At 62.2% G+C, this 23,480-nt stretch carries 19 protein-coding genes; 6 read left to right on the top strand and 13 right to left on the bottom strand.

Going from position 1 to position 23,480, the window contains the following annotated elements; all coding sequences use genetic code 11:
• Positions 1-56 precede the first annotated feature (56 nt).
• On the bottom strand, positions 57-914 hold the full coding sequence (locus ACOSV0_RS32745) for a PA4780 family RIO1-like protein kinase (RefSeq protein WP_434111695.1): 858 nt from the start codon (positions 912-914) through the stop codon (positions 57-59).
• Positions 915-1,100: 186 nt separating this feature from the next.
• Entirely contained in the window at positions 1,101-1,466 is a 366-nt protein-coding gene (locus ACOSV0_RS32740) for an antibiotic biosynthesis monooxygenase family protein (RefSeq protein WP_434111693.1), read from the bottom strand.
• Between the two features lie 472 nt (positions 1,467-1,938).
• On the opposite strand from ACOSV0_RS32740, the gene ACOSV0_RS32735 reads away from it, so the two are divergent.
• Positions 1,939-3,651, top strand: a complete 1,713-nt coding sequence (locus tag ACOSV0_RS32735) for a SulP family inorganic anion transporter (RefSeq protein ID WP_434111691.1) — start codon at positions 1,939-1,941, stop codon at positions 3,649-3,651.
• A 31-nt stretch (positions 3,652-3,682) separates the two neighbouring features.
• Here ACOSV0_RS32735 and ACOSV0_RS32730 read toward each other — a convergent pair whose 3' ends face one another.
• Entirely contained in the window at positions 3,683-4,069 is a 387-nt protein-coding gene (locus ACOSV0_RS32730; RefSeq protein WP_434111689.1) for a hypothetical protein, read from the bottom strand.
• A gap of 68 nt (positions 4,070-4,137) precedes the next feature.
• Positions 4,138-4,776 carry a LysE family translocator gene (locus ACOSV0_RS32725; RefSeq protein ID WP_434111687.1) on the bottom strand — a complete coding sequence of 213 codons (639 nt, stop codon included), beginning with the start codon at positions 4,774-4,776 and terminating at the stop codon, positions 4,138-4,140.
• Positions 4,777-5,341: 565 nt separating this feature from the next.
• On the opposite strand from ACOSV0_RS32725, the gene ACOSV0_RS32720 reads away from it, so the two are divergent.
• The 5 genes from ACOSV0_RS32720 (at position 5,342) to ACOSV0_RS32700 (ending at position 13,553) form a co-directional block, all read left to right on the top strand.
• A complete protein-coding gene (locus tag ACOSV0_RS32720; protein WP_434111684.1) occupies positions 5,342-8,581 on the top strand; it encodes an efflux RND transporter permease subunit in 3,240 nt (1,079 codons plus the stop codon).
• A gap of 35 nt (positions 8,582-8,616) precedes the next feature.
• Positions 8,617-9,840 (top strand): efflux RND transporter periplasmic adaptor subunit, encoded by a 1,224-nt coding sequence (locus ACOSV0_RS32715; RefSeq protein WP_434111681.1) that lies wholly within the window; start codon positions 8,617-8,619, stop codon positions 9,838-9,840.
• A 35-nt stretch (positions 9,841-9,875) separates the two neighbouring features.
• On the top strand, positions 9,876-11,366 hold the full coding sequence (locus tag ACOSV0_RS32710) for an efflux transporter outer membrane subunit (protein WP_434115949.1): 1,491 nt from the start codon (positions 9,876-9,878) through the stop codon (positions 11,364-11,366).
• Positions 11,367-11,445: 79 nt separating this feature from the next.
• On the top strand, positions 11,446-12,132 hold the full coding sequence (locus ACOSV0_RS32705) for a heavy metal response regulator transcription factor (RefSeq protein WP_007176723.1): 687 nt from the start codon (positions 11,446-11,448) through the stop codon (positions 12,130-12,132).
• Complete coding sequence (locus tag ACOSV0_RS32700) at positions 12,129-13,553, top strand: heavy metal sensor histidine kinase (protein WP_434111678.1); 1,425 nt, start codon at positions 12,129-12,131, stop codon at positions 13,551-13,553. Before ACOSV0_RS32705 ends, ACOSV0_RS32700 begins: the two co-directional genes overlap by 4 nt.
• Before the next feature lie 42 nt (positions 13,554-13,595).
• Here ACOSV0_RS32700 and dinB read toward each other — a convergent pair whose 3' ends face one another.
• The 9 genes from dinB to rfbA all read right to left on the bottom strand — a co-directional run bounded on the left by dinB (position 13,596) and on the right by rfbA (position 23,425).
• Positions 13,596-14,741 (bottom strand): DNA polymerase IV, encoded by a 1,146-nt coding sequence (gene dinB / locus ACOSV0_RS32695; protein ID WP_434111676.1) that lies wholly within the window; start codon positions 14,739-14,741, stop codon positions 13,596-13,598.
• Positions 14,742-14,859: 118 nt separating this feature from the next.
• Positions 14,860-15,732, bottom strand: a complete 873-nt coding sequence (locus ACOSV0_RS32690; protein WP_434111674.1) for a LysR substrate-binding domain-containing protein — start codon at positions 15,730-15,732, stop codon at positions 14,860-14,862.
• A 92-nt stretch (positions 15,733-15,824) separates the two neighbouring features.
• Positions 15,825-17,066, bottom strand: a complete 1,242-nt coding sequence (locus tag ACOSV0_RS32685; protein WP_434115947.1) for an NAD(P)/FAD-dependent oxidoreductase — start codon at positions 17,064-17,066, stop codon at positions 15,825-15,827.
• A 66-nt stretch (positions 17,067-17,132) separates the two neighbouring features.
• Positions 17,133-18,422 carry an MFS transporter gene (locus tag ACOSV0_RS32680; RefSeq protein ID WP_434111672.1) on the bottom strand — a complete coding sequence of 430 codons (1,290 nt, stop codon included), beginning with the start codon at positions 18,420-18,422 and terminating at the stop codon, positions 17,133-17,135.
• Positions 18,423-18,534: 112 nt separating this feature from the next.
• The gene (locus tag ACOSV0_RS32675; protein WP_434111670.1) at positions 18,535-19,020 is read right to left on the bottom strand and encodes a flavin reductase family protein; all 486 of its coding nucleotides are present in this window, start codon (positions 19,018-19,020) and stop codon (positions 18,535-18,537) included.
• A 44-nt stretch (positions 19,021-19,064) separates the two neighbouring features.
• Positions 19,065-20,399 carry an LLM class flavin-dependent oxidoreductase gene (locus ACOSV0_RS32670; protein WP_434111668.1) on the bottom strand — a complete coding sequence of 445 codons (1,335 nt, stop codon included), beginning with the start codon at positions 20,397-20,399 and terminating at the stop codon, positions 19,065-19,067.
• A 306-nt stretch (positions 20,400-20,705) separates the two neighbouring features.
• Positions 20,706-21,731, bottom strand: a complete 1,026-nt coding sequence (gene rfbB, locus ACOSV0_RS32665; protein WP_434111667.1) for a dTDP-glucose 4,6-dehydratase — start codon at positions 21,729-21,731, stop codon at positions 20,706-20,708.
• A 231-nt stretch (positions 21,732-21,962) separates the two neighbouring features.
• Positions 21,963-22,526 carry a dTDP-4-dehydrorhamnose 3,5-epimerase gene (gene rfbC, locus ACOSV0_RS32660; protein WP_434115945.1) on the bottom strand — a complete coding sequence of 188 codons (564 nt, stop codon included), beginning with the start codon at positions 22,524-22,526 and terminating at the stop codon, positions 21,963-21,965.
• Between the two features lie 2 nt (positions 22,527-22,528).
• Positions 22,529-23,425 (bottom strand): glucose-1-phosphate thymidylyltransferase RfbA, encoded by an 897-nt coding sequence (gene rfbA, locus ACOSV0_RS32655; protein WP_434111665.1) that lies wholly within the window; start codon positions 23,423-23,425, stop codon positions 22,529-22,531.
• Positions 23,426-23,480 lie beyond the last annotated feature (55 nt).

Genomic DNA, 23,480 nt, shown 5'->3' with positions numbered 1-23,480 from the left:
TGAGCAACCAGGTCCCGCTAATCAGATTGGCCGCTCATACGTTGCGTAGCGGCGGCTCAAGTGCCGCTGCGCAGCGATTCCTCATAGCGCAGACGCGCTTCTTCGTCGAGCCGCGTATCTTCGAGTTCCTGTAGCACGGCTTCGAGATCGATCGGCGTGGTGTCGAGTTCGACCTGGCCGGTGAGTTTGGCATCCACGTGCAATGCGCCCGCTTCGTACAGCGACCAGATTTCCTTGCCATAGTGCGTGTCGAGCAATTCCGGCGCAAAGCGGCCGAAATACGTGGCGAGGTTGTTGACGTCGCGCTCCAGCATGGCTGGCGCTTCCAGATTGCCGGCGGCATTCACGGCTTGCGGCAGGTCGATGATCACGGGGCCGTCCGCGGCGAGCAGGATGTTGTATTCGGACAGATCGCCGTGAATCATGCCGGCGCACAGCATGCGCACCACCTGGTTGAGCAGCAGCGCGTGCAGTTCGAGCGCGCGCGCCTCGGTCATTTCCACGTCGTTCAAACGTGGCGCGACGTTGCCGTCTCCATCGGTCACCAATTCCATCAGCAACACGCCGTCGGTGCAGATGAAGGGCTGCGGCACCCGCACGCCCGCATTGGCGAGCTGGAACAGGGCGTCGACTTCCGCGTTCTGCCACGCCTGTTCCTGCACCTCGCGGCCATAGCGGCTGCCTTTTTCCATTGCGCGCTGCTGACGGCTGTTCTTGACCTTGCGGCCCTGCTGATAGGACGCGGCCTGGCGGAAACTGCGCTGTTTCGCGTCTTTATAGACCTTCGCGCAGCGCGTGGATTCGCCGCTGCGGACCACATAGACGGTGGCTTCCTTGCCGCTCATCAACTGCGAGACGACTTCGTCGATCAGGCCTTCTTCGACCAGCGGGAGCAGACGTTTGGGTGTTTTCATGCGGCCGCCGTGAGGGGGAGGGCGGTGCGGCGGCCGTGGGTGGCCGCTTGCGGAAGCGTATGGAGGGAGATTCGGATCATGCCGGATTATACGGGGTAGCGGAGAAGCGGCCTGTCTCAGCGGCAGAACAGATGCGTGATCGCACATCCGACGGCAACGGCGTCACCGGCAGACAGCGCCGGACTTTCACGGCGCGGGCGGCGCGGCTTCGACAGCCGGTCCACCTTGTGCCCGATGGACCGCTGCCGGATGCGCAAAACCTGCATCGCCATAAGTGCGCAGCACTTCGGAGATGATCACCTGATAGCCGGCGAGCCAGTTCGCCTGCGCCGCTTTCGCTTCCAGATGAGCGGGATGCTCCATCAACGCCTGCAATGCATCGAGCGACGCCCAGTAATACACATTCGACGTCAGTCCGGTCGACGCGTTTTCCCATGCCTCTTCGCCGAGATAGCCGGGAATGGCTTTGGCAGCGGTGGCAATGATCTCGTCGAGCCGGTAGAAACGCTCGTCTAATTGCCTCGTCGCGAAGATGAAAGTTGACGTGTACATGGCGTAACCAGTTTGTAGGTGGGCGAACGTTTGCGCATCATAGCGCGATGTGTCGAATGCGCTATTTTGGTGCGATTTACCGCGTTTCAGGGGGTATTTTCACGCGCCGGGCTCCCTTGGGCAGTAACGACGTTGTAATACGCCGCAACAGTGTTTTGCGTTTTCCCTCATTCATTTCGCACGGCAATCGCTTAAACTTGCAGTAACAATTTGTTACGGGGTGCAAGATGTTGGCCGTGTTCATCATCGCCTGTCCGATCTGTATCGCCGCATTGTTTGGTTTCGCGCGGCACGTGGATCCGCTCACAGGGCAGTTCAAGCGTTAAGCCAAAGTGGTGCGGTAACGGCGGCGGGTTCGGAACGATTGCCGCTTGCAGCTATTTTCTTTTGCCGATAAGAGCCTCAAACCTTGCCTTTGAGTGCGGAGTCACGGCACGATGCGCGATAACCTAAGTTCGGGGCACGATCGCGTATGCGGGATTTTCTGGCAAACATTACTACGCGCTTTGGCGTATTGAAGGGCGTACTTCCTCTGAGCCGTGCCGCGGCGGCGCGCGATGCGCTGGCCGGCGTGCAACTGGCGTCGATGGATATTCCACAGGTGCTCGGCTACGCACGCATTGCCGGCATGCCTGCCGTCACAGGCCTTTACACCGTCTTTCTGCCGCTTGTCGCGTTTGCCTTCTTTGGCGCATCGCGGCACCTCGTAGTCGCTGCCGACTCCGCCACCGCCACCATTTTCGCCAGCCGGCTCTCGACCATGGCGCCGGCTTCGAGCGCCGAATATGCGGCGCTCGCCGGGATGGTCGCCTTGCTCACGGCCGTGCTCCTGCTTATCGCGCGGATTTTCAAGCTCGGTTTTCTCGCTGACTTTCTCTCGCGCACGGTGCTGGTCGGCTTCCTCGCCGGCGTCGGCGTGCAGGTCGGCATTGCCATGCTGGGCGACATGGTCGGCATATCGGGCCATGCTGCGAGCAGCGTCGGCCAACTCGCGCTCGTGGTGCGCGAGGCGGCGCAGATCAACATGCCGACGCTCGCCATCTCCGTGCTGGTGGTGGTCGCCATTCTGGTTTTCAAGCGTTTTTTGCCGCGCCTGCCGGTACCGTTGATCGCGGTAGTGGCGGGCATTGCCGCAAGCGATATTTACGGGTTCGCGGCGCACGGTATTTCCGTGCTGGGGCCGGTGGCAGGCGGACTGCCACCGCTGCGGATGCCGTCCGTCACATGGCAGCAGATACTCGATCTATTGCCCGTCGCCGCCTCGTGCTTCGTGATGATCGTCGCGCAAAGCGCTGCCGCGAGCCGCGTATTCGCCGAGCGTTATCACGAATCGGTCGACACCAACGCCGATCTGCTGGGTATCGCCGCTGCCAATGCGGTGGCGGCGTTGTCGGGTGCCTTCGTGGTGAACGGCAGTCCGACGCAGACCGCCATGGCCGATCGCGCCGGTACGCGCAGCCAGTTCGCGCAGATCGTCTTCGCCCTCGTGGTGGTCGTGGTGCTGCTGTTTTTCAGCCGGTTTTTGCAGTACCTGCCGCATTGCATCCTGGCCAGCATCGTGTTTACGATCGCCGTCGGCCTCGTCAATCTGAAGTTGCTCTTCTCGATCCGCCGCGAAAGTCCGGGTGAATTCACACTGGCCCTGTTCACCGCGGCGGCCGTGGTGTTGATCGGTGTCGAGCACGGCATCCTGGTGGCGGTGGCCTTATCGCTGTTGCGGCATGTGCGGCACAGCTATCGGCCGCACACCATGATTCTCGCACCCGGAGAAGACAGCATCTGGGTGCCGGTGCCGGCCGCGCCCGGGCTCCAGACCGCGCCGGGGCTGATCGTCTATCGCTTCGGCGCCGACCTGTTCTACGCGAACGACCACTTTTTCGTCGACGATACCCGCGACCTGATCGATCGTGCGCCGAGCGCGGTGCGCTGGTTCGTGATCGACGCGAGCGCGATCACCGACCTCGACTATTCGGCGGCGCGTTCAGTCGGCGAATTGTGCGAGACGCTGAAGCGCGGCGGCATCGAGGTGATTTTCGCGCGGGTGAACCGTTATTTGCGCTCGGATATGGACCGGCATGGGATCACGCCGATCGTCGAGACACGCTGCATTTTCAGCACCTTGCATGAGGCGCTGCGCGCGGTGGGCGTGGAGCAGCCTGGCCAGCACGTGAAAGAAGCGACCTAGATGCAGGGTTGCCGGGGCGCGCCGGAATGCGTTAGCCCTGCGGCTTGTGCGGTTCGTGCGGTTCCTGCGGCTCACTATCGGCAAAGAAGTAGCCTATAAAAAAGCATGCGCCGGCGAGCAGGACGCCAAGCACGGCCACCGTATAAGCGAGCGCCGTACCATGCCAGAGACCGTCGAACCACTGATGAAGCTGTGCCATCAGCACGGCCGCATTCCCGCCGATGCGCTGCAATTCGATCTGATAGCGCGGGTCCACGATGCCGTACATGGAGACGGCGCTGTCCGGCGCAGGAGCCGTTGCATAGATGACCGCCGCGGCGATCAGCGCGGCGAGCGCCACCACGGCGCCCGCCAGATAAAGCCGCTTTTGAAATGGCGAGTGCTTCGCTGCCGGATTCAGGTCATTGCCACCGCTCATCGTGTTCGCTGCCCGCTCGAGTCATAAGAGCGACAGTATCGCAGAGCGGTCGCGCACCAAAGGCGCGGCTAGTTTTTCGACGTCAGCAGTTTGATCCCGGCAATACCGAACATGATCGCCAGCGAGCCGTCCAGCCAGCGACGGATCGCGACATAGATGCGCCGTGCGGACGCGGTTGAAAACAGCACCGCATAGCTGCTGAACACGGATACGCCGATGCACATGCAGCCGAGCACCACCGGCGCGGTGTGCGACGTGCCGCCTGCCGGCGACATAGCGAGCGAAACGATCGAGAGCCACACCAGAATCGCTTTCGGATTGGTGAGATGCAGCAACAGGCCACGCAGATAGAGCCGTTTGAACGGTTCGCCTGCGCGTGCGGAATGGGTGGGCAGTTTTTCCGCGCTGAAGGCGGAGCGCGCGGATTTGAAACCCAGCCACAGCAGATAAAGTCCGCCGGCAATCTTGATCGCCACAAGGCATTCCGAATAAGTGGCGAGTACCGCCGACAAACCCAGCGACGCCAGCAAGGCCCAGAAGAACGAGCCGGACACCACGCCGAGCGCGAAGGTCAGCGCGGATTTTCTGCCGGCACTCATGGCGAGCGACATGATCGCGAGATTGCTCGGCCCCGGGCTCGCCGTGCCTACGAAGTAGGCGCTATAGGCGATCAGGACATCGGCGGTGAGGAATGGGCTGGCGGTCATGGGCGGATAAACCTCGGCGGCAGGAAAGCTGTGCGGCTCGACGCGGCACAGGCGAATCGCGTGGATCGATGCGCGAACAACGATTCTGCTCGCCCGCCTGCAAATCTCACAGAGACAGTTGACGGCCTGTGCAACAGCACAATCTTTCCTGGGCGAGTCGCTGTCGCTGTACGCACAGGCACTTAAGGTATTAGCATTGCGCAATAAATTCTAACGGTATATTTCATACGAACCGGTGAGATAGGCCTTTAACCATACCCTTAAAAGCGCTGATCTCCCTCCCACCAAACGTTTGCGCCGCTTCAACCCGCAAGTGTTTGAAATGCCGCCCATCCTTACATTAGCCTTCCTGACAATATCGCCATTTTGGCGCCATGCAGGCGTTGGTGCTACCGATCTAGCATAAGGCCTGATTCACCGGGAGAGGCGTGGGCATTGGCCCCGGCAACGTGTTCGCATGTTTGCCGGCATTCAGCATGTCGAATGCTGAAACAGCGCGACCGTCCCGTCACGGCGATTCAATTCCTTTTCGGCATTCTTTTCGGCATTCTCTCGGGCGCGTTTCATGTGGATCGTCAACGTTGCGCTTAAGCGGCCATACACGTTCATCGTGATGGCCATCCTGATCTTGCTGGCGACGCCCTATGTGCTGTTGACCACGCCGGTCGACGTGTTGCCGGAAATCAATATTCCGGTGGTCAGCATCATCTGGAGTTACACCGGCTTGTCGGCCGAAGACATGGCCAACCGCATCACGTCGGTCAACGAGCGCAGTCTGACCACCACGGTCAACGACATCGAGCACATCGAATCGCAGTCGCTTGCCGGCATCACGATTCTCAAGGTGTTCCTGCAGCCGAACGCGAACATCCAGACTGCGATCGCCCAAACGGTGGCCGTCGAACAGGCGCAGCTCAAACAGATGCCGCCCGGCGCCACTCCGCCTCTGGTGATCAGCTATTCGGCCTCGAGTATTCCGGTGATCCAGCTCGGCCTGTCGAGTCCGAAGCTCTCCGAGCAGGCGCTCAACGACACGGCGCTGAACTTCCTGCGTCCGCAACTGGTGACGATTCCGGGTGCGGCCGTGCCGTATCCGTACGGCGGCAAATCGCGTCTGATCTCAGTGGACCTCAACACGCGCGCCTTGCTCGCCAAAGGTCTGACGCCATCCGATGTGGTCAACGCGTTCAATGCGCAGAACCTGATTCTGCCGACCGGCACGGCCAAGATCGGGCCGAAGGAATACACGATCAACATGAACGGCTCGCCCCCCACGGTGGAAGGGCTCAACGACATTCCCGTGCGCACGCTCAATGGCGCGACGACGTATCTGCGTGAAGTGGCGCACGTGCGCGACGGTTTCTCGCCGCAGACCAATATCGTGCGGCAGGACGGACATCGCGGCGTGCTGATGTCGGTGCTGAAGAACGGCAGTGCGTCGACACTCTCGATCGTCAATACGCTGCAAGGCTTGCTGCCGGCGGCGCGCGCCGCGTTGCCGCCCGATCTGCACATCACGGCGCTGTTCGACCAGTCGGTGTTCGTGAAAGCGGCGGTGCAGGGTGTGGTGCGCGAGGCCCTGGTTGCCGCCGCGTTGACTGCGGCGATGATTCTGCTGTTCCTCGGCAATTGGCGCAGTACCTGCATCATTGCAATTTCGATTCCGCTGTCGATTCTTTCTTCGCTGATCGCACTGCACGCGCTTGGGCAGACCATCAACATCATGACGCTGGGCGGTCTCGCGCTGGCGGTCGGGATTCTGGTCGACGACGCGACGGTGACGATCGAGAACATCGAGCGGCATCTTCATATGGGCACGAATCTGCACGATGCGATTCTCGACGGCGCGGGTGAAATCGCGATTCCGGCACTCGTGTCGACGCTGTGTATCTGTATCGTGTTCGTGCCGATGTTCTTCCTGACCGGTGTCGCGCGTTACCTGTTCGTGCCGCTCGCCGAAGCGGTGGTGTTCGCGATGCTCGCTTCGTACGTCCTCTCGCGCACGCTGGTGCCGACCTTGGCGATGCTGCTGATGGGCCACGCGCATAAGCCCAAGACCGGTGCCAGGCCGAATCTGTTCATGCGGCTCTATCATCGCTTCGACGCCGGTTTCGAGCGCATGCGCAGCGCGTACATTGTGATTCTCAGCAGCGTGCTGGTGCGCCGCGGCCGGTTCGGCGCAATGTTTCTCGGTTTCTGCATTGTGTCGATGGGACTGGTTTTCGTGCTCGGCGAAGACTTTTTCCCGAGTGTGGACGCGGGCGACATTCGCCTGCATATGCGCGCGCCGACCGGTACTCGCATCGAGGAAACCGCGCGTCTCGCGGACGAAGTCGAGAAGGTGATCCGCGAGGTCGTGCCGCCTAAAGATCTCAGCACGATCCTCGACAATCTCGGCTTGCCGTATAGCGGTATCAATCTCTCGTATAGCAACGCCGGCACGATCGGCACGCTCGACGGCGAAATTCAGGTGGCCCTGAATGAAGGCCACAAGCCGACGCAAACCTACATGGACAAATTGCGCGCGGTCTTGCCGCAGCGCTTTCCGGGCGTCGAGTTCTTTTTTCAACCCGCCGACATCGTCACGCAGATTCTCAACTTCGGCTTGCCCGCCGCCGTGGACGTGCAGATTTCCGGTGCGGATCAGCAAGGCAACTTCGATATTGCACGCAAGCTGTTGAAGCAGGTGCGGATGATTCCCGGCACCGTCGACACGCACATCCAGCAGAAACTGGACGAACCGGCCATCAATCTGCAGATGGACCGCACGCGCCTGCAGCAACTCAATCTGAACGCGAACAACGTGGCGCAAAACGTGCTCATTTCCTTGTCGGGCAGTTCACAGACTTCGCCGGGTTTCTGGTTCAACAACAAGAACGGCGTCGAATACAACGTCGCGGTGCAAACGCCGCAGTATCAGATTTCGTCGATCGACGAGTTGTTGCGCACGCCTGTGTCGGGCTCGGCCAACGGACCGACGCAACTGCTCGGTAACCTGGTGCGGGTCTCGCCGCAGACGCAGTTCGCGGAAGTCACGCACTACAACATCAGGCCGGTGATCGACCTGTACGTGAGCGTCGAGAAGCGCGACCTGGGGAGCGTCGCGAACCAGGTCGACAAGCTGGTGAATAACGTGCGGGCGTCGCTGCCGCGCGGCAGCCAGATCACCTTGCGCGGCCAGGTGCAGACCATGCGCAGTTCATTCTTCGGTCTGGGTCTCGGTGTGGCGATGGCGATCGTGCTGGTGTACCTGCTGATCGTGGTGAATTTCCAGTCGTGGGTCGATCCGCTGATCATCATCAGCGCCTTGCCCGCGGCGCTGGCGGGCATCGTATGGATGCTGTTCCTGACCGGCACGCATTTGAGCGTGCCCGCATTGACCGGCGCGATCATGACGATGGGCGTCGCCACCGCCAACAGTATTTTGATGGTGTCGTTCGCACGCCAGCGGCTTACCGCCGGTGCGCCGCCGCTCACCGCCGCGCTCGAAGCCGGTGCGAGCCGGATCCGGCCGGTGCTGATGACGGCGTTCGCGATGATCATCGGCATGATTCCGATGGCGCTGGGTCTCGGCGAGGGCGCCGAGCAGAACGCGCCGCTCGGCCGCGCGGTGATCGGCGGCTTGCTGTTTGCCACCGTGTCCACGCTGTTTTTCGTGCCGCTGGTGTTTGCGGGCATTCATACGCGCCTCGCGCGGCGCCACCGCGACGATGACGACACAGATACGACGGGTAGCCATGGCGGCGGTGGCCACGGCAATGACGGCCCCGCACCGGACCACGGCGGCGAAGCCAAGCCCGCGTAACGTTAACTGACGGCTGACTGAGATGGCTGACTGAGATGACCGAAAAAACTCATGCATCGCTGGCGATTCCCTCGCGAGAAACCGACGGCGGCCATGCCTTGCCGCCGCGCAATCGGGAATGGAAGCGCGCCAAAATTGCTATCTGGATCGTGCTGGCGCTGCTCGTCGTCGGTGCGTTGCGCACGGTGATCGCGGATGTTCTGCAAAACCGCTCGGTTGCCGAAACGACCCGGCAGAACGCCGCGCAATATGTGAACGTGGTGAGTCCGACACAAACGGAAGGTGGCGGTAACACCTTGTTGCCGGGTACGTTGCGCGGCAATGTCGAATCGCCGATCTATGCACGCTCGACCGGTTATCTGCTGCACTGGTACGCCGATATCGGCGCGCGCGTGAAGCAGGGGCAATTGCTCGCCGATCTGGATACGCCGGAAATCGATCAGGAACTTGCGCAGGCGTTGGCACAGCGTCAGCAAACCAGTTCGAGTCTCGGCCTTGCCAGGAGCTCGCTGGATCGCTGGCAGCAACTGCGTCAACGCGATGCGGTTTCGCAGCAGGAACTCGACGAACGGCAGAGCACGTACACGCAGGACGTCGCCAATCTCGCCGCAGCGGACGCCAACGTGAAACGCCTGCAGCAACTCGAATCGTTCAAGCGCATCGTCGCGCCGTTTGCGGGCGTGGTCACGCAGCGCAATGTCGATGTCGGCGACCTGATCGACGCGGGCAGCGGCACGAGCCGCGCGCTGTTCGCGCTGGCGCAGTCGGATCCGCTGCGGGTCTATGTGCAACTGCCGCAGGCCTACGCGCAAAACGTGTCGGTTGGACAGAATGTCGTGGTCACGCAGGCCGAATTGCCGGGTCAGCAATTCCACGGCACGATCACGCACATCTCCGGTGCGATCGATGTGCCGACCCGCTCGCTGCAGATCGAAGTGACTTTGCCGAATCCCGACGACAAGCTGCGGCCCGGCGCTTATGTGCAAGTGGCCGTGCCGGCGGTCGCCCATGCACAATGGATGGTGCCGGGCAATGCATTGCTGTTTCGCGCGGAAGGCCCACGCGTCGCCGTGGTCGACGCGAACGGCAATGTGGCGTTGCGCAAGATCGTGATCGCGCAGGACCTGGGGCAGTCGCTCGAAATCGAAAGCGGGATCGAGGCGAACGATAAGATCATCATCAACCCGAGCGATTCGATCGCGGACGGCGATCACGTGCAGATCGCGCAGCCGCAGAAAAACGGCAAGGGGGCGTCGTGATCGCGAAGCAGGCGAGCGCTGATCGGGCAGTAACGGTGCAGACGACGCTGAAGGCACTGGCGGCCGCCGCGAGCGCGGCCTTGCTCGCCGCGTGCACAGTCGGTCCGGATTATCAGCGTCCGCAAGCCGAAGTGCCGCCCACCTGGCAAACCGATTCGTACTGGCGCGTCGCGGCTCCGTCGCATGCGCCGATCTCGCCCGACTGGTGGAGCGCGTTCGGCGATTCGACGCTCGCCACGCTGGAAACGCAGGCGCTCGCGCAGAATCAGACGTTGGCCGCGGCGAGCGCGCACTATGAGCAGGCCAAAGCCACGCTCGCCAACACGCGTGCGCAGCAGATTCCCGAAGTCGATCTGAGTGCGACTGGCTCGCGCTTCCGGATTTCGAAGGACCGCCCGCTCACCAATTACGGCACGCCGACCACGTCGACGGTGCAGAACAATCTGCAACTCGGCCCGACGATCAACTACGACACCGATCTATTCGGACGGATACGCCGCGAAGTGGAAGGCGCCACGGCCTCCGCGCAGCAATCGGCGGACGACCTTGCCAACGCGCGGCTCGTCCTCACCACCGATCTCGCCACCGACTATTTCTCGCTGCGCGAGCTCGACGCCGAGATCGACGTGCTGAATCAATCGGTGAAATTGCAGCAGAAGGCGCTCGATTACGTCACGAGCGAGCACGACCTCGGCTCGGTGTCCGGGCTCGACGTCTTGCAGCAGAAGTCGCTGCTCGATTCGACCCGTGTGCAGGCGCAACTCCTGTTGAATCAGCGCGCGCAGAACGAACATGCGATTGCCGCGCTGGTCGGCGTGCCCGCGCCGCAGTTCGCGATCGAACCCAAAGTAATCGACGCGGGAGTCCCGTCGATTCCGCTCGGCTTGCCGAGCGACGTATTGCAACGCCGCCCGGATATCGCATCGGCGGAACGCGCGATGGCCGCGGCGAACGCGCAGATCGGCGTCGCCAAAGCAGCGTTCTTTCCGAGCCTGACGCTGATGCCGGGCATCGGCTGGGAAAGCACGCAGTTCGCCAGCCTGCTGAGCGCGCCTACGCTGATGTGGACGCTCGGCGCGACGGTCGGCCAGGTGCTGTTCGACGGCGGCCGCCGTGCGGCAAATGTGAAATTCGCGAGCGAAGGCTACAAGGCGACCGAGGCGAATTACCGGCAAACCGTGCTGACCGCGTTCCAGCAGGTGCAGGACGGCATCACGGGCCTGTCGGTGCTGGACGGCGCGGCAAAGCAGTCGCACGAGGCGGTGATCGACGCGCAGCATCTGCTGTCGCTTGCCAACGACCGTTATTCGGGCGGCCTGGTCGCGTATCTCGACGTCATCACGGCGCAGCAGTCGCTGCTGACCAGCGAGCGTCAGGACGTGCAGATTCACGGCCAGCAGATGACGCTGTCGGTTTCGCTGGTGAAGGCGCTGGGCGGCGGCTGGGACGACGGCACGAAGCTATCGGGCGCGCAGGCGCCTGGCGGCGCGGCGGATACGAAGGAGGCGATGGCTCCCGCGAAGTGAGCCGCCCGACAATGACACGGCCAGACAGGAAAGAGGAAAAACGAGGCGTTTCGTATAATGCAGATACAAGGGGACGCGCATGAAATTGCTGATCGTTGAAGACGAGCATAAGGTGGTGGACTACCTGCGCTCCGGTTTGACAGAGCAGGGCTGGGTCGTCGACGTCGCGCTCGACGGCGAGGAAGGCATGCATCTCGCTACCGAATTCGATTACGACGTCATCGTCCTCGATGTCATGCTGCCCAAGCGCGACGGTTTTAGCGTGCTGAAGGCGCTGCGCATGCGCAAGTCGACACCGGTGATCATGCTGACCGCCCGCGACCACGTGAACGACCGCGTGCGCGGTCTGCGCGAAGGTGCCGACGACTACCTCACCAAACCCTTTTCCTTTCTCGAACTGGTCGAACGCTTGCATGCATTGGCGCGCCGCACGCGTTCGCAGGAGTCGACGCTGATTTCCGTGGGCGATCTGTTCGTCGACCTGATCGGCCGGCGCGCCACCCGCGACGGCGTACGCCTCGATCTGACCGCCAAGGAATTCCAGTTGCTGAGCGTGCTGGCGCGCCGGCAGGGCGACATTCTCTCGAAGACCGCCATTACCGAACTCGTGTGGGACGTCAACTTCGACAGCCATACCAACGTGGTCGAAACCGCGATCAAACGATTGCGCGCCAAACTCGACGGCCCGTTTCCCTCGAAACTGCTGCACACCGTGCGCGGCATGGGCTACGTGCTCGAAGTGCGGGAGGAGGCAGAACAATCATGAACCGTTCTATCGCGCGCCGCCTTGCGTTGATGTTCGCGCTGGTGGCGCTGTTCGTATTCACGCTGGTCGGCACGGGGCTGTTTCTGATTTTGCGCACGCAGCTCGAACACCATTTGCGCGAGTCGCTCGACGATCGCACCGAGATCGCGCGGATTATCGTTTATCACGCGGTGACCCCGGAAAAATGGCGCATGGCCCGTGAAAAGCTCACGGACATGATGCCGCACGACGGCAGCACCGTGTACGCGGTATCGAGCACCGATCCTTATTTCCATTACGGCAAGCCGATCGAGGGACCTGTGGTGTCGAGCTGGCCGGGTGGCTACGAGCGGGTTTCACCGGTGGGTGGCGGCGCGGACATGCTGACCATTACGGTGACGATACCGGCTTACGCGGCTCGGCCGCCTGTGCAATTGCAGGTCGCCGCCAGTTGTTCGCCGAACACCCGCACCATGCGCGTGTTCGGGGCGGCCCTCGCCGCATTGTCCGCGTTGGGCAGTCTCGCCGTGCTGCTGCTGAGTTACTCGGTCACGCGCCTCGGTCTTGCGCCGCTCACGCGGCTGACGAAAGATGCGTCCGCGGTGAGCCCGAATAACCGCTCGCAACGTCTGAATACGGCCTCGCTGCCGCTCGAATTGAACGATCTGGCCAACTCGTTCAACGGCGCGCTCGAACGCCTGGATGGCGCATACGGGCGTCTCGAATCGTTCAATGCGGATGTGGCGCACGAACTGCGTACTCCGGTGACGATTCTGATCGGCCAGACCGAAGTGGCGTTGACGCGCAACCGTTCGGTCGAGGATTTGCGTCATACCTTGCAATCGAATCTCGAAGAGTTCGAGCGCATGCGCGCGATCATCAACGACATGCTGTTCCTCGCCCGCGCCGATCAGGGCGAGCGCGCGACGGGCCTCGTCGAAGTGTCGCTGGCCGCGGAAGTCGCGCATACGCTGGAGTTTCTGGAGATTCCGCTGGAGGAAGCGCGCGTGCATGCGCAGCTGCGCGGCGATGCCGTGGCGCGCGTGAACCGCTCGCTGTTCGGCCGCGCCTGCACGAATCTGCTGATGAACGCGATCCAGCACTGCGCGCCGGGCGCGGCGATTACGGTGACGATCTCAAATGTGGCGGATCAGTTGCGCGTAGCGGTGGCCAACCCGGGTGAGCCGATCGAGCCGGCCGTGCTCGAACACCTGTTCGACCGGTTCTATCGCGCGGAAGTGTCCCGCACCAATAGCCGCGAAAACCATGGGCTGGGTCTTGCGATCGTGAAGGCGATTGCGGAAATGCATCGCGGCACGGTGTCGGCGGAAAGCGCGAACGGAGTCAATACGTTTGCGTTTTCGATTGCGGCGTCGAGCGTGGAAACCGGCTTGCCGGAGGCACGCACGAAGGCCGGCGTGCCTGCGGAAGCAGCGGGTTAGTCGCTGCTGGTAAAAGGCAGGCATGGCAGCCGTGTCCGGGTGCTAAAAATCCAGCGTGAACTGTGGCGACTCGTCGTTTGACATCTCCGCGGCACGTTGGAGGTTACCGGCCTTGACGCCTAACAGCCTTATCGATTTAACGAGCTCGATTCTTTTCAGACACTGAGTCGCCGCGCGACGCAACGCTTTGGCGTCGGCAATAGGTTCCGCAAGCGTGACGTCACGCGTTACCGTCTTGAAGTCATTGAAGCGCAGCTTGATGCCGATCTTCCGCGCCAGGTAGCCTTTTCGCTGCAGATCCAGCGCCAGCTGCTCGCACAGGCGCGTAAATGCAGCGCCCAGTTCCTGTCTATTCCGCACGGCGTGCAGGTCCTGCTCGAAGGTGGTCTCCCGGCTCATCGAGACGGGCTCGCTGTACGTCACCACAGGTCTGTCGTCGAGACCATGGGAGACCCTGCTAAGCCACGACCCGTAGCTCCGCCCAAAGTGTTCGATGAGCCAATGCTCGTCGCGCGCGGCCACCTCGCCGATCGTCGTTATTCCGAACGACTCCAGCTTGACGCGGGCCTTTGGACCGATCCCGTTGATCTTGCTCGCAGCCATTGGCCAAATCTTGGACTGCAAATCCTCAAACCTCAGGATCGTGACACCGTCTGGCTTTTGCATGTCGGAACACAGCTTTGCCAGCAGCTTGTTCGGCGCAATGCCGACCGAACAGGTGAGGTTCGTCGCGTCGAACACGGCGGACTTCAGGTTGCGGGCAATTTTCTCCGATTCGTCATTCAGGTGTGAGACGTCGGCGTAGACCTCGTCGATTCCAACGTCCTGGATGGTCGGACTGACTGACCGGACCGCATCCTTGAACAGGCGCGAGTAGGTTCGGTACAGTTCAAAGTTCACGGGCAGGAGAACGGCGTTCGGCGCTAGCCGCGCCGCTTTCATTGCGGGCATGCCAGAGTGAACGCCGAGCGCTCGTGCTTCGTAGGTTGCGGTCGTCAGGACGCCTCTACCCGTATAGTCGCGTAACCGGGCGAATTCACGCGTGCCGTCCGGGTTGGTTCGCGGAGCATCCGAACGACGGCCGGCGACTACCATCGCCTGACCTCGTAGCTCGGGGTACTGCGACAGTTCACAAGACGCAAAGAACGCGTCCATATCGATGTGAGCTATGCGCCTGTCATCTGGCATGCCTTGATACTCGAAAATTGGCGTTGAATTGTTTCGTCAGGCTAACACGATGCTCATCGGCTGCAGAGTGTCCAGGTGACAGTGCATGCGGATTGCGGCACGGGAGGTCGAGGCATTCTTATCCTTCGGGTGTTGTCCGGCATCGGGCGGCGACCTCGGCGATCCACTGATCCCGGCACTCCTTCATGAAGGACACGAAGGTCCGACCGACCTTCGACAGCGGACGATGCCTGGGGTACAGGAGGCCGACGCGAAACCTGATGCAGGGATCGACGGGTCTCGCGTCGACCCGGTCGAGGTACGCATGAACGGCGAACGGATCGACGAAGCCGATGCCCAGGTCGAGTGCCGCCATTTCGCAGGTGGAATGCGAGAGCGATGTGTCGATGCGCGTGATCCGATTCACGTCGTGACTTTCGAAGAAGCGGTCGACGTGTGGCCGGGGCTGATAATGCCCTGTCATCGATATGAACGTCCGCCCGTCGAAGTCGGATGGCGACAATACGGCTTTCTTCGACAGTTCATGCCCCTTCTTCATGACGGCGTAGTAGGGCACGTTGCAGAATTCGTCGACGGTGAGTTCGGTGTGGTCGGCCGGCACTTCCGCCAGGCCGAAATCGATCTGCTGCGCGGCGATCCAGTCTTCGATCTTGGTCGACATCTGAACGTCCAGAGAAATGTCGACCTGGGGATGCGCCTCCCGGAACCGGGCGATCACGGCGGGCATGAATGTAATGCCGAGGGCCGGCATGCATGCGATCGAGATGCTTCCCACGCGCAGCTTCCGGACGTCCGCCGCAAGCTCGGCGATGCGCTCGTACGAGCGCATCGTCTGCTCGACCTGCTCGTGAATCATTCTGGCTTCCGGCGTCGGCACCAGCCTGCCGTTGGCGCGATCAAAGAGTGTGACGCCAAGGGCGCGCTCAAATTCGTTGATCAGCCGGCTCACCGAAGGTTGCGAGAGCCCAAGCAGATCCGCGGCGCCGATCACCGTCCCCACCTTCATCGTGGTCTGGAATGCTTCGAGTTGCCGGATGTTCATGAGCGTGACGGTGGCGCCGCTGTGCGGGAGAAGCCACCATCCTATGAGGAAAACCGCTCCAAGGCAAAGTCGGCCAGATCGACGCGGGGACGCTCGCCGGTCACGAGCTCCGCGAGCACGTGACCGGCGGCAGGCCCGATGCCGAAACCATGCCCCGAGAATCCGGATCCCAGATGGAAACCGGGCAGGCCTTTCACCGTTGAGATCACGGGCAGTGCATCTGGCGTGACATCGATCATGCCGGCCCAGGCGCGGACGATCGACGCGCCGGAGAAACTGGGGAAGGTTTTCTTCAGCTGATCCAGCGCGTCGTTCAGCATGTCGAGGTTGGCCCTGGGGTCCAACGTTCTGCACGCCTCGAAGGGCGACGGGCGATCGAGGCCGAAGCGGCGGGGAATCCTCAATTCGTCGAAGAATCTTTGGCCGATCCTGAGTTTCAGGTACTTCCGCTCGTTCAGCCAGGCTCGCATGAACTTCGCACTGAGCCGGATGCTGTCAGGCGTCAGGTCGGCGACCGACGCGCCCAGCTTCGAAACGGTGTATCCGCCATCGCTGCGCTTGCGACACGTGAAGTCGCCGCCGTTGATGGTCACGTCCAGTCCTGCGTCGATGGGCGCGGTCTGCAGAACCGATGCGTGCACCTTGAGCTGTGGAAATTCGATTGCGTGATTTCCGCAAAACAGACGCGACCAGGCCCCGCCGGCAAGCACGACGTCCGCGCATTTCACGAGCCCGCGTTCCGTGACGACGCCCGACACGCGTCCCGCGGATACGTCGAGTCCACGCACCGCGCAGCCTTCGAAAATTCGTGCGCCACTGGCGACGGCCAGCCCGGCAATGCCCCGGGTCGCCTCCAACGGCTCCGCGACGCCATCGCATTCGCTATACAAGGCGCCCACCCATGGCCGCTTCGATACGGGAATCAGCTTTGTCAGCTCTGCCCTGCCGAGCAGGCGTGCCCGGGCGCCCGTGTCGCGCGCCGCGTCGAGCCACTTCTGGTGGCCGGCGAGTTCGCCCTCCGAGGCGGAGAGATAAGCGAGGCCTGTTGGCCGATAGCCGACGTCGATCTGCGACTGGACGTCTTTCCAGATGTCATTGGCCAGCATCGACAAGGGCAGCTCCTTGACGTCGCGACCGACACTGCGAATCCATCCCCAATTGCGCGACGACTGCTCGCCCGCGACGGTTCCCTTTTCGAACACGGCGACGTCGACACCCTTGCGCGCCAAGGCAAGCGCGCAACTGATTCCGATGATTCCACCGCCGACGATGGCGACGGACACCTGCTTGGGTAATTCGGGCTTCAACGAAACTTCTCCTTCATTCGGGCGTGGTTCGGCCGGCTTCAGTCAGATGACGCGCTTTCTGCTTGCAAACAGGCCATACAGCGCCAGCGCCGAGATCACGACCAGGTACCAGGCCGGCGACATGATGCTGCCGGTGGACTTCACCAGCAAGCTGGTCACGACGGGCGTCAGGCCGCCGAACAACGTCATCGCGATGACATAGGCGAGCGAGACGCCTGTCGTGCGGCAGGCGGCCGGAAACAGTTGCGACAGCAACGACCCGACCGGCGAGTAATAGAAGCTGTAGAACACCAGCGACAGGATGCACTGGAAAGCGATCAGCGTTGCCGGACTGGGCGCGTGCGTCAGCATGTAAAACAGCGGCAGAATCAGCACCATGCCGGACACGAGCGCGGCGCGCATGACCCTGACCGTTCCGAACCGGTCCGCCGCGGTTCCGCCGATCATCGGGAACACGACGCACACCAACCCGCTCAGGATGGCCGAAACGAATGCCGCATCCTTGCTGACGCCGAGATTGTTGATCGCGAAGGTCGGCATGTAGATGTTCGTGAAACTCGCCAATCCGCCCGCGCCTGCAATGATCGCGCCGATCAGCACGCCGGACTTGTGCGACCGGACGGTTTCGCGCAGCGGGGAATGCGCAACGTCACGCGCTTCTTCAAAGGCCGATGTCTCGCTCACCTTGCGACGGATGTACAGCCCGATCGGCCCGATCAGACAGCCGAAGACGAACGGCAACCGCCAGCCCCAGGCATTGACCTGTTCGGGCGACAGATAGTGATTCACGCCAAAGGCGAACAGCGACGACGTGAGCACGGCCAGTCCTGACGCCGAGAATTGCAGGCTGCCGAAGAAGGCCATGCGTTTTTTGTCCTGCTCGGTTAGGAACGAATTGGCGGCGCCAAATTCGCCGCCCGCCGAGAAGCCTTGCAGCAGACGTCCGGCCACCAGGATGACGGGCGCAAGCAGACCGATACGGTCGTAGGTCGGCACGACGGCGATTGTCGCCGTGCCGAGCAGCATGAGGAAAGCTGCGAGGCTCAGGGCGAAGCGCCGGCCGCGCCTGTCGGCGAGGATGCCCAATACGATTGCGCCGACCGGGCGGATGATGAAGGAACTCGCGAAGGTCAACAGGCTGAGCAGCAGCGCGGATTGTTCGTCGCCGGTCGGAAAAAACAGCTTCGAGACGGTGAGCGCGAACATCGCGTACACCAGCAGATCGAACCATTCGAAGAACGTGCCGAAGTTTGCGGCGACGACATCCCGTATCCGGCTGACGGCGGGCCTCGGGACAATGGGGGCGTCAATGGTGCTGGCTTTGTTCAGCATTTCTATCCTTCGCGGTCGTTGCCGGCCGGTGCAGCCGCCGGATGCCATTACACAAACGCGCGCATGCGCGTCACTGTTCGATCAACGAGGTATTGCAGGAGAACCGTAAAACCTAGACGCACAATGGCATGCTGCGAGCGAAGCCGCGTGCGTGCCATAGCAGGCAACTGGAATGGACGTTCCGTCGACACGATATCTGTTCGATGACCCCGACAAAAATCGAATGCGTGAAGCCGTCATGGCGTTTGCCAAGCGTGCAGTCGAGGACGACGGCTGCGTCGGCGAGCACCGGCGCGCCCGTGGTGAGCGTGGTCCACTGGCCGGCCTCGAAGCGTTCGGGGCCCTTGGCCTGACGAAACCGGTCGACAACGTCGCATTGATCCACGGAGAGCAGATTCACTGCGAACTTGCCATGAGCGACGATCGCATCGTGTGCAGAAGCGTTCCTGTTCACGCACACGATGATCGACGGCGGGTCGGAGGAAAGACTGCACACCGATGTCGCGATCAGGCCGGCGGGGCCGTCGTCGCGCATCGTGGTGACGACGGTCACGCCGGCCGCAAACAGCGACATGGCGTTCTGAAAGGCGTGCGTCATATCCAGGGTTTCCATCTCTGTCCCTTGCTGCATGATGTCGGACCTCAACGCTGCTTGAACACGTTGGGCTTGAGACCGAGGTTGGCTCGCAGCGTGGTTCCTTCGTATCGCGTGCGGAAGAGTCCGCGTCGTCTGAGTTCCGGGACGAGAAAATCGCTCATGTCGTCCATGCCCGCAGGCAGAATCGGCGGGCAGATATTGAAACCGTCGGCGGCATCCTTCCTGAACCATTCTTCCATTTCGTCGGCGATATCCGCTGCGGTTCCGATCAGCAGGTGTACGCCGAAAGTCGACGCGACGCGTTGATACAGTTGCCGGATCGAGAGGTTTTCGGCGCGGGAGAGTTCGAGCAGGTTGCTCGCGATGCTCGCGATATTGTGCGACCTCTGATCCCGCAGATCGGGCACGGGACCGTCCAGCGGATATTGCGACAGATCGCCCATCTGGTTGTAGAGCGCCGCGAGGCCGCTGAGCGGATGAATCAGTTCCTGTAGCTGGTCGTATTTGTCCTGCGCCTCCTGACGCGTCGCGGCAACGAATGGCACGATGCCCGGCATGATCAGCAGGTCGTCCGGTTCGCGCGCATGAGCGGCGAGCCGGCCTTTGAGATCGAGGTAGTAGCTTTGCGCGCTCTTCAGGTCGTGAGCGTTGCTGTAGACCACGTCGGCACAACGTGCGGCGAGTTGGCGGCCGGCTTCCGAAGCGCCGGCCTGCACGATGATCGGCTGGCCTTGCGGCGTGCGAGCCGAATTGAGCGGACCTCGCACCTGGAAGTGCTTGCCCTTGTGATTCGCAACATGCAGCCTGGCTTCCTCGTAGAAGAGGCCGGATGCCTTGTCCCTGACGAAAGCGTCGTCTTCCCAGCTATTCCACAGCGCTCTGACGACATCGACGAACTCGTCGGCGCGCTCGTAACGGTCCGCGTAGGCGAGCGTCTCGCTGCGGTTGAAGTTCTGGGCTTCTTCGTCGGACCAGGAGGTGACGACGTTCCAGCCCGCGCGACCGCCGCTGATATGATCGATCGACGCATACTTGCGCGCGATGTGAAAGGGTTCGTTGTAAGTGGTCGACGCCGTCGCAACGAGACCGATATGCGTCGTCGTGGCGGCGAGCGCCGCGAGCAGCGTGAGCGGCTCGAGTTCCGCGTTGCGCATGTCCCTTGCCAGCGAGCCTTTCGGATTGTCGTTGGCGCGGATGCCGAGCCCATCCGCGAAGAAAATCATATCGAAATGGGCCGCTTCCGCCTTGCGCGCGGTATTGAGGAAATGCGCGAAGCTGAGCGCGCCGTCCGCGGGCACGGACGGATGCCGCCATGCGGCCACGTGATAGCCCAGATATCGCATCGAGAGGCCAAGCCTCATCTTTCCGTCCTTCGTCATGCCGCCGCCTCCATTCCCGTCTCCATTCCTATACGTTCGCGTCACCGCCACACAGCGCAAACCGGTGCTGTGCAAAGCATGGTGGGCTAGCCGGTCGGCGGACTCAATGCCGTCAAAAAAGGTCGGCTATTCGAAAAACGGATAGGGGGTAATCCCCTGGTGAACGGGCTCTGGAAAAGAAGGCGTCAGGCGAAGATGGTTTGGCGCAGGCTGCGGGAAGTGCGCTCAGGTACAAAAGCGCGGTAAACGGAGAGGTCGTCGGACCGTGTGATTGGACCGGGCTTCGGATGCCGAAGCCCGGTCCGGTCATGATGACCTTTGTACCAGCCACGCCAGCGTTTTTGCGATTCCCGTCTCGAAGCTCTCGAACGGACGCCATTGCAATTCGCTCAATATCTTCGTGGCATTGATCGCGTAACGCCAATCGTGACCGGGGCGGTCGGCAACGAATGTCACGAGGCGCGCGTGTGGCGCGGCGTCAGGCCGGTGCCGGTCCATCAACGTGCAAATGAGCGCCACGATATCGATGTTCTTCCATTCGTTGCAACCGCCGACGTTGTACGTTTCTCCCACGGTGCCATGGGCGATGACGGCCTCGATCGCACGGCAGTGATCTTCGACGTACAGCCAGTCGCGGATATTGGTTCCGTTGCCGTACACCGGGATGTCCACGCCCTCAAGGCAGCTTCTGACGACGGTCGGGATGAATTTCTCGCTGTGCTGATAGGGGCCATAGTTGTTCGAGCAGTGGGTCGTTGATACCGGCAGGCCATACGTATGAAAGTACGCCCGCACGAGGTGATCGGAACCCGCCTTGCTCGACGAATAGGGCGAATTGGGCGCATAGGGCGTGCGTTCGGAGAAGGCCTCGTCGTCCGGCCCGAGCGTGCCGAATACCTCGTCGGTGCTGATATGGTGAAAGCGCCGCTGCGCCTGGGCATCGGCTGCGCTCAGGCGCTGTTCGTTCAACCAGTATTGCCGCGCGGCCTCGAGCAAGGTCCAGGTGCCGACGACATTGGTGCGCACGAACTCGCCCGGTCCCGTGATCGAGCGGTCCACGTGGCTTTCGGCGGCAAAGTGGACGATCGTGTCGATCGCATGATCGCGCAGCACGGATTCGACGAGCGGCTGATCGGCAATGTCGCCGTGTACGAACGTATGGCGGCCGTCGTCGGGCAGGCCGGTGAGATTGTCGAGACTCCCCGCATAGGTCAGCAGGTCGAGATTGACGATGCGGACCTGCGGATCGCTGGCGAGCAGGTGGCGGACATAGTTGGCGCCAATGAAACCGGCGCCGCCCGTGACGAGAACCTGTTTGGATCGATAGTTCATGGGGTTCGTTTCCAGGTGTTGAGGGACTCACGCAAACCGGCGATCCACGGCGTCGGCTCGATGCCGAAGCGCATGCGGATCAAGGTGCAGCCGAGGGCAGAATGTGCCGGACATGCCGCCGGCAACGGATACGCTTCGGTCGGGATCGGATGAACCGGCGGCGCGTGCGCCGGCAGGCCGGCATCACAAGCTCGCGTCCGGCCTGGCCGCCCGCGCCTGTCACGAGAATCGTCATCGCGCCCGCCGATAGGACGGAAGAGATTGCGGCGTCCGCTCCGCGAGGCACGGATGCTGCAAATCTTTGTCGGACAGCTGCGGTGCGGCATCGAGCGCGGGCCAGTCGATGCCGAGCGCCGGGTCGTCCCAGCGCACGCCGGCATCCGAGGCCGCATCGTAGTATTGCGTGCATTTATAGGCGAAATCGGCTTCGTCCGACAGCACGCAGAAGCCGTGCGCGAAGCCGGGCGGAATCCACAGCAGCCGGTGCGACACGTCGTCGAGGCGGGTGCCGAACCACTGGCCGAAATACGGAGAGTCGCGCCGGATGTCGACCGCCACGTCGTAGACTTCGCCGCGCGCGGCGCGCACCAGCTTGCCCTGCGGATTGACGCGTTGGTAGTGGAGGCCGCGCAGCACGCCGCGCCGCGAGCGGGACTGGTTGTCCTGCACAAAGGTGGCATCGATGCCGGCCTGCGCAAGCCAGCTTGCGCGAAAACTCTCGACAAAAAACCCGCGTGAGTCGCCGAAGACGCTCGGCTCGAACAGCAGCACGCCCGGCAAAGGTGTTTCGACGATATTCACGCGACCGCCTCCTTGCGCAGGATGTCGAGCAGGTACTGGCCGTAGCCGCTCTTCGCGAGTCTGTGGGCAAGTGCTTCGAGACGATCCGCTCCGATCCAGCCAAGCCGGAACGCGATCTCTTCCGGGCAGGCGATCTGCAAACCTTGCCGCGCCTGCATGACCTGGATGAAGTTGGCGGCGTCTAGCAGCGATTCGTGCGTACCGGTATCGAGCCATGCATAGCCGCGCCCGAGAATCTCGACATTCAGCGTGCCGCGTTCGAGATAGGCGCGATTCAGATCGGTGATCTCGAGTTCGCCGCGCGCCGATGGGCGCACGTCCTTCGCCAGATCGACAACATCGTTGTCGTAGAAGTAGAGCCCGGTTACCGCATAGTTCGATTTGGGCTGCCTGGGTTTCTCTTCGAGATCGATGGCGCGGCCCGTTGCGTCGAACGACACGACGCCGTAGCGCTGCGGATCGCGAACGTAGTAGCCGAACACCGTCGCGCCCTCCGGACGTGCGGCTACCCGCTGCAGTAAGGCCGACAGCGCCGGGCCGTGATAGATGTTGTCGCCCAGCACCAGCGTGGCGGCGTCGTGGCCGATGAATGGCGCGCCGATCACGAATGCCTGCGCGAGGCCGTCCGGATGCGGTTGAACCGCATAGGAGAAGTTCATGCCCCATTGGCCGCCGTCGCCCAGCAGTTGCTGGAACGCCTCGAGATCGCGCGGTGTCGAGATGATCAGCACGTCGCGGATGCCGGCCAGCATGATCGTGCTGAGCGGGTAGTAGATCATCGGCTTGTCGTACACGGGCATCAACTGCTTGGATACCGAATGCGTGAGCGGGTGGAGGCGGGTACCGGACCCGCCCGCGAGGATGAGTCCTTTCCGGGCAGTTGCTGTGTTCATGAAATCCTCGATGTGATCGAAACTTTCGAAAATGGAAACGTCCGTCGCGGGCGCT

The organism is Paraburkholderia caffeinilytica (genome assembly GCF_051027425.1).
GTDB lineage: Bacteria > Pseudomonadota > Gammaproteobacteria > Burkholderiales > Burkholderiaceae > Paraburkholderia > Paraburkholderia caffeinilytica_A.
The sequence above is the reverse complement of the archived record's forward strand: the minus strand, read 5'-3'. Positions and strand labels throughout refer to the sequence as shown.